Annotated in this window: 9 protein-coding genes; 5 read left to right on the forward strand and 4 right to left on the reverse strand. The window is 41.8% G+C overall.

What is annotated here, in order from left to right:
* Window positions 1–152: 152 nt before the first annotated feature.
* From PSI23_RS20680 to PSI23_RS20695, 4 genes are all read right to left on the reverse strand, one after another.
* On the reverse strand, window positions 153–350 hold the full coding sequence (locus PSI23_RS20680) for a hypothetical protein (RefSeq protein WP_273556838.1): 198 nt from the start codon (window positions 348–350) through the stop codon (window positions 153–155).
* 4 nt (window positions 351–354) lie between these two features.
* A complete protein-coding gene (locus tag PSI23_RS20685) occupies window positions 355–525 on the reverse strand; it encodes a hypothetical protein (RefSeq protein ID WP_273556839.1) in 171 nt (56 codons plus the stop codon).
* A gap of 5 nt (window positions 526–530) precedes the next feature.
* Complete coding sequence (locus PSI23_RS20690; protein WP_273556840.1) at window positions 531–818, reverse strand: hypothetical protein; 288 nt, start codon at window positions 816–818, stop codon at window positions 531–533.
* Window positions 819–1,158: 340 nt separating this feature from the next.
* Window positions 1,159–1,773 carry a helix-turn-helix domain-containing protein gene (locus tag PSI23_RS20695; protein ID WP_273556841.1) on the reverse strand — a complete coding sequence of 205 codons (615 nt, stop codon included), beginning with the start codon at window positions 1,771–1,773 and terminating at the stop codon, window positions 1,159–1,161.
* Between the two features lie 150 nt (window positions 1,774–1,923).
* Between PSI23_RS20695 and PSI23_RS20700 the strand changes: the two genes are divergently transcribed.
* From PSI23_RS20700 to PSI23_RS20720, 5 genes are all read left to right on the forward strand, one after another.
* Window positions 1,924–2,160, forward strand: a complete 237-nt coding sequence (locus PSI23_RS20700) for a transcriptional regulator (protein WP_273556842.1) — start codon at window positions 1,924–1,926, stop codon at window positions 2,158–2,160.
* A gap of 30 nt (window positions 2,161–2,190) precedes the next feature.
* Window positions 2,191–2,481, forward strand: a complete 291-nt coding sequence (locus PSI23_RS20705) for a hypothetical protein (protein WP_273556843.1) — start codon at window positions 2,191–2,193, stop codon at window positions 2,479–2,481.
* Between the two features lie 229 nt (window positions 2,482–2,710).
* Window positions 2,711–3,085, forward strand: coding sequence for a hypothetical protein (locus PSI23_RS20710; protein ID WP_273556844.1), 375 nt, complete (start codon window positions 2,711–2,713; stop codon window positions 3,083–3,085).
* Between the two features lie 72 nt (window positions 3,086–3,157).
* Complete coding sequence (locus PSI23_RS20715; protein ID WP_273556845.1) at window positions 3,158–3,325, forward strand: hypothetical protein; 168 nt, start codon at window positions 3,158–3,160, stop codon at window positions 3,323–3,325.
* Window positions 3,319–3,574 (forward strand): DEAD/DEAH box helicase family protein (locus tag PSI23_RS20720; protein ID WP_273556846.1); only part of this gene is annotated, 256 nt, incomplete at its 3' end. The genes PSI23_RS20715 and PSI23_RS20720, both read left to right, overlap by 7 nt.

Below are 3,574 nucleotides of genomic sequence, written 5' to 3' on the forward strand. Positions count from 1 at the left end.
TATCCCTTAATCGCTGAGCTAAATCACAAGTCTGACGATGCACACCACGACACATTAAATAAGTATCCGGTTCGGCTTCATTCTGAGTTGCAGTCACTACGGGAAATATTGCGGCTTCAATTTCTTCTGCAATTTCGACGGCTGCTTGTAGTTTATTTATCATGTTTAATTCCTTGTTGTAATTTTGAATTAATAGAATTAATGATTTTTTGGGTTCTATCAATAGACGCTAATAATAATTCTTCGTCATTATATATCAGTGATGAAGAGTTCCCATTATCAATATATTTAAATACTATTATTTCTTCATGATTTTCATCTTCAATCCACATTTTTAAATATAGTTTCATGTTATTATACCCATTCCTCACGATTAACTATTTGTCCCATCCAGCCTAAAATTACATGTGTAGGAGCCAGTAATCTTTTTGCTTCTTCCCTATCACTTGCCTGAGCTTTAATACATATAGGGCGCGTTTGTTCCATATTGGAACGTTCTATTGCGCCGAAGAGAAAAGTTTTCATGGTTTCTACTTCTTTTTCGAAGATACTGGAAATTCCGCTGTTTCTTGGTAATTACTAAGAATAGCTTGAGCTTGTTGGTTGGCTTCATCCAGACTTCTAAAGGCATCAACTAATACCATTAAATCACCATCCCTTGAATACAGGGAATACACCTTTCCATTATCAAAATATCCCGTTAGTAATGAATGATTAGAATGCTTTTTATTTATGCATCTGGCTAAATACGAATCAGTTATTCCGTATTTTTGAACTAGCTCTTTATTATAATCTGAACTTTGATTACCGCTTTCCATTTAGCCCCCTCCGGCTATAAAACAAAAGTAAATGTACTGATTCTTTGATGTCGATTTTTCTTTTCTGTACTACGTGCAGTAATGATATCTATAGCGATTAATATGTCAACCGCCAAAGCGATTATTTTTTGAGGCACTTTATTGGGGAGGGGGTAGTATGTTGATTTTTATGAAGTAAAATAAAGAATTTATGTTATTGCAAATGAGTTATAATTAATGCAGTATAATACTGTATGCGTGTACAGTTTAGGAGGGTGAAATTGTCTCAGTTAATTAGAATGGGAACTGGGAGATATGCAACTCCCGTCCCAAATGAAGAGATGGCAGAGCAGTTGGGGTATCAGCGGTGTTTCATGTTTCGGAGGAGGAAAACAATAACCCCAAGAACTTCAACATCGGAGTTCCCAACATCAACCAGTGGAACACGGTTATCATCAACAGATAGATATCCATGAGAACCACCTTGAACGAATTTATAGACTGATAACACTTTGTTGACTCTGGCATATACCAGATCATTTGTTCCTGCTGTCTCATTACTATCAATAACTATAATTGTGCCCGCAGGAGCTTCCGAACATCCACTGTTCACAGATAGTTTATATGCCCTACAGGTTTTAGATTCCACCAAATTAGGAATCATTATCTGATCACCAGTAGGTTCATCCCCTTCGTACATATCAACCGGAAACATTCCTTTGTATTCAATGAATTCTATATCATTGCATTCTGGATCATTGCTTTCTTCGGCCCTCATTGATCCTTTCCCATCAGATAACCACTCTGGGCGTACATCTAAAATACGGGCAATATCAACGAGCCGAGTAGTGCGGGTTGCTGTACCCGAAGTTAATTTCCACACACTGGATTGAGCCATTCCAACAGCTTTGGCTAGCGCACCTTGACTAAATCCGCCTTCGTGCATTGCACGATTCAGCCTTTCTGTAAATGTCATTTTTTAACCTTCATGAATAATCGTTAATAAATCGCTTAATAATCTCATTATATCGCTATGGCGATGATAAATCAAAATCGCTATAGCATTTGATTATTGCTCCATCATTTGTATAATAGCTATAGCGATTGATTTGTAATTGAGGAGATTATGATTAACACAGCAATAGAGAAAGCTATAAAGCTTTGGGGTAGCCAGAAGAGATTTGCAGAACATATTGGCAAAGCTCAATCCACGGTGAGTGATTGGTTAACCGGGAAAAAAAGAATATCACCAGAAAACGTGGTGATAATCGTCGAAGCCACCAACGGAGCCGTCCAAGCCCACGAACTGCGCCCCGATCTGCCTAAAGTGTTTCCACCACCCACGGAGGTGGATCATGAGTAGTTTTCAGTCAGTTGTAGTCGGGATCTAGTTATGGGGTTCTTTCCTGATTTCACCAAGGTAGCCATGCCATCGCATTTCTACCCTGACGATGGCGTGTGGATACAGGAGACGCTGGCGAAGTTGAGAGCCAGCACCAGAGCAAAGATAACTGCCAAGTACTCAGAAGTCTACCAAGCAGCATGGGATGAGGAACCCGTGTCATACCGGAAAGACAACGCAGCACGACAGGCAGCCAATATCCGGCTCAGGGAATTTGTCACGAAGTATGAGCGAGCGGCACAGGGTTATACCGAGAAGCCGTTGAGAGTGGTTAACCAGTAATTAATTTTGGAGTTTTCATGTATCACTTAACTAGTACATCGATAGGGAAGAGAACCAGGGGGGTAAGGGGGTTTGGAGAGTTCAGTAAGGTAAAGCACTGCCAAGTAAGAACACATTACTTAAATAGATCTCAGTAAGGAATACATAAGTTAGATAAGTGCACTTATAGGGATTTCAAAAATCGCCGTACTACCCAAGTGATACAAAAATAACCATTGAGGCAATAAACATGAGCACTGAGCTGAAAGAAAAATTAATCACCTTACTGGAAGAGCAATTTCTCACTGCCGCTGACATGCAGAAATTTGAAACGGTACTCACTGCAAAAATCCGTGAGCAAGGCTGGTTCCTGCAAAAGAATTTTACCGTGACCGGGCTGAGCGATGGACGCAACGGGCGCGTGGACTACATGGTAACCACCCGAACGGGGGAGAAGTGCGCTATCGAGGCTGACAATCGATCACCGCGTAAACGTTCGCTGCTGAAATTAAGTGAGTTACCCGCTGGCATATCAGGCTTCGTGCTGCTCAAAGATGGCAAGCAGCCTTTGCGTTATCGCGTGAACGGCGTTGATGTGATCCGCGCCACCCAGTTCAGGTACTAGCAAACAGGCATTAGGCAGAAATCAGGAAAGGCTTGTGCTCTGGCAGTGGACATTATTCAAGTGAGGGTATCAATGTTAACTAAGAATGGAAATGTAAGAGGGTGCAAGAAACCGAACAGCGAAACTTTGGAAGGGATAGCTGATTCGGCTCTTGCGGCTGGCATCGTTGGAATGCGATTACCTGCGGCGAAGTATCTCACGGAAATTCAAGAAAATAAACAGGGGGCAACAGAATGCTGAACATTACCCCTAACTTTGCCCAAGAGCGTGGCTTGAGTCTGTTGCGCCAGAACTGGAAGAACTTCAATTCTTTCATGGTGTATGCACCGACAGGCGCAGGCAAAACAGGCTTATCTGCCTTCATCACGAGGGGCTTTGTATCCAAGGGGATGAAGGTCATGATGATCTGCCCATACCTTGTTCTGATAAATCAGACTGCCCAGCGCTTTATCGAATATGGGTTACCGGAAGATGAAATCGCGTATATCT

It is taken from the genome of Xenorhabdus yunnanensis, assembly GCF_028598805.1.
Taxonomy (GTDB): Bacteria; Pseudomonadota; Gammaproteobacteria; order Enterobacterales; family Enterobacteriaceae; genus Xenorhabdus; species Xenorhabdus yunnanensis.

Bases quoted from the DNA above. Each gene is read 5' to 3' on its own strand.
- PSI23_RS20690 (WP_273556840.1), bottom strand. From the start codon at position 818: ATGGAAAGCGGTAATCAAAGTTCAGATTATAATAAAGAGCTAGTTCAA.
- PSI23_RS20705 (WP_273556843.1), top strand. From the start codon at position 2,191: ATGGGGTTCTTTCCTGATTTCACCAAGGTAGCCATGCCATCGCATTTC.
- PSI23_RS20680 (WP_273556838.1), bottom strand. From the start codon at position 350: ATGAAACTATATTTAAAAATGTGGATTGAAGATGAAAATCATGAAGAA.
- PSI23_RS20700 (WP_273556842.1), top strand. From the start codon at position 1,924: ATGATTAACACAGCAATAGAGAAAGCTATAAAGCTTTGGGGTAGCCAG.
- PSI23_RS20685 (WP_273556839.1), bottom strand. From the start codon at position 525: ATGAAAACTTTTCTCTTCGGCGCAATAGAACGTTCCAATATGGAACAA.
- PSI23_RS20715 (WP_273556845.1), top strand. From the start codon at position 3,158: ATGTTAACTAAGAATGGAAATGTAAGAGGGTGCAAGAAACCGAACAGC.
- PSI23_RS20710 (WP_273556844.1), top strand. From the start codon at position 2,711: ATGAGCACTGAGCTGAAAGAAAAATTAATCACCTTACTGGAAGAGCAA.
- PSI23_RS20695 (WP_273556841.1), bottom strand. From the start codon at position 1,773: ATGACATTTACAGAAAGGCTGAATCGTGCAATGCACGAAGGCGGATTT.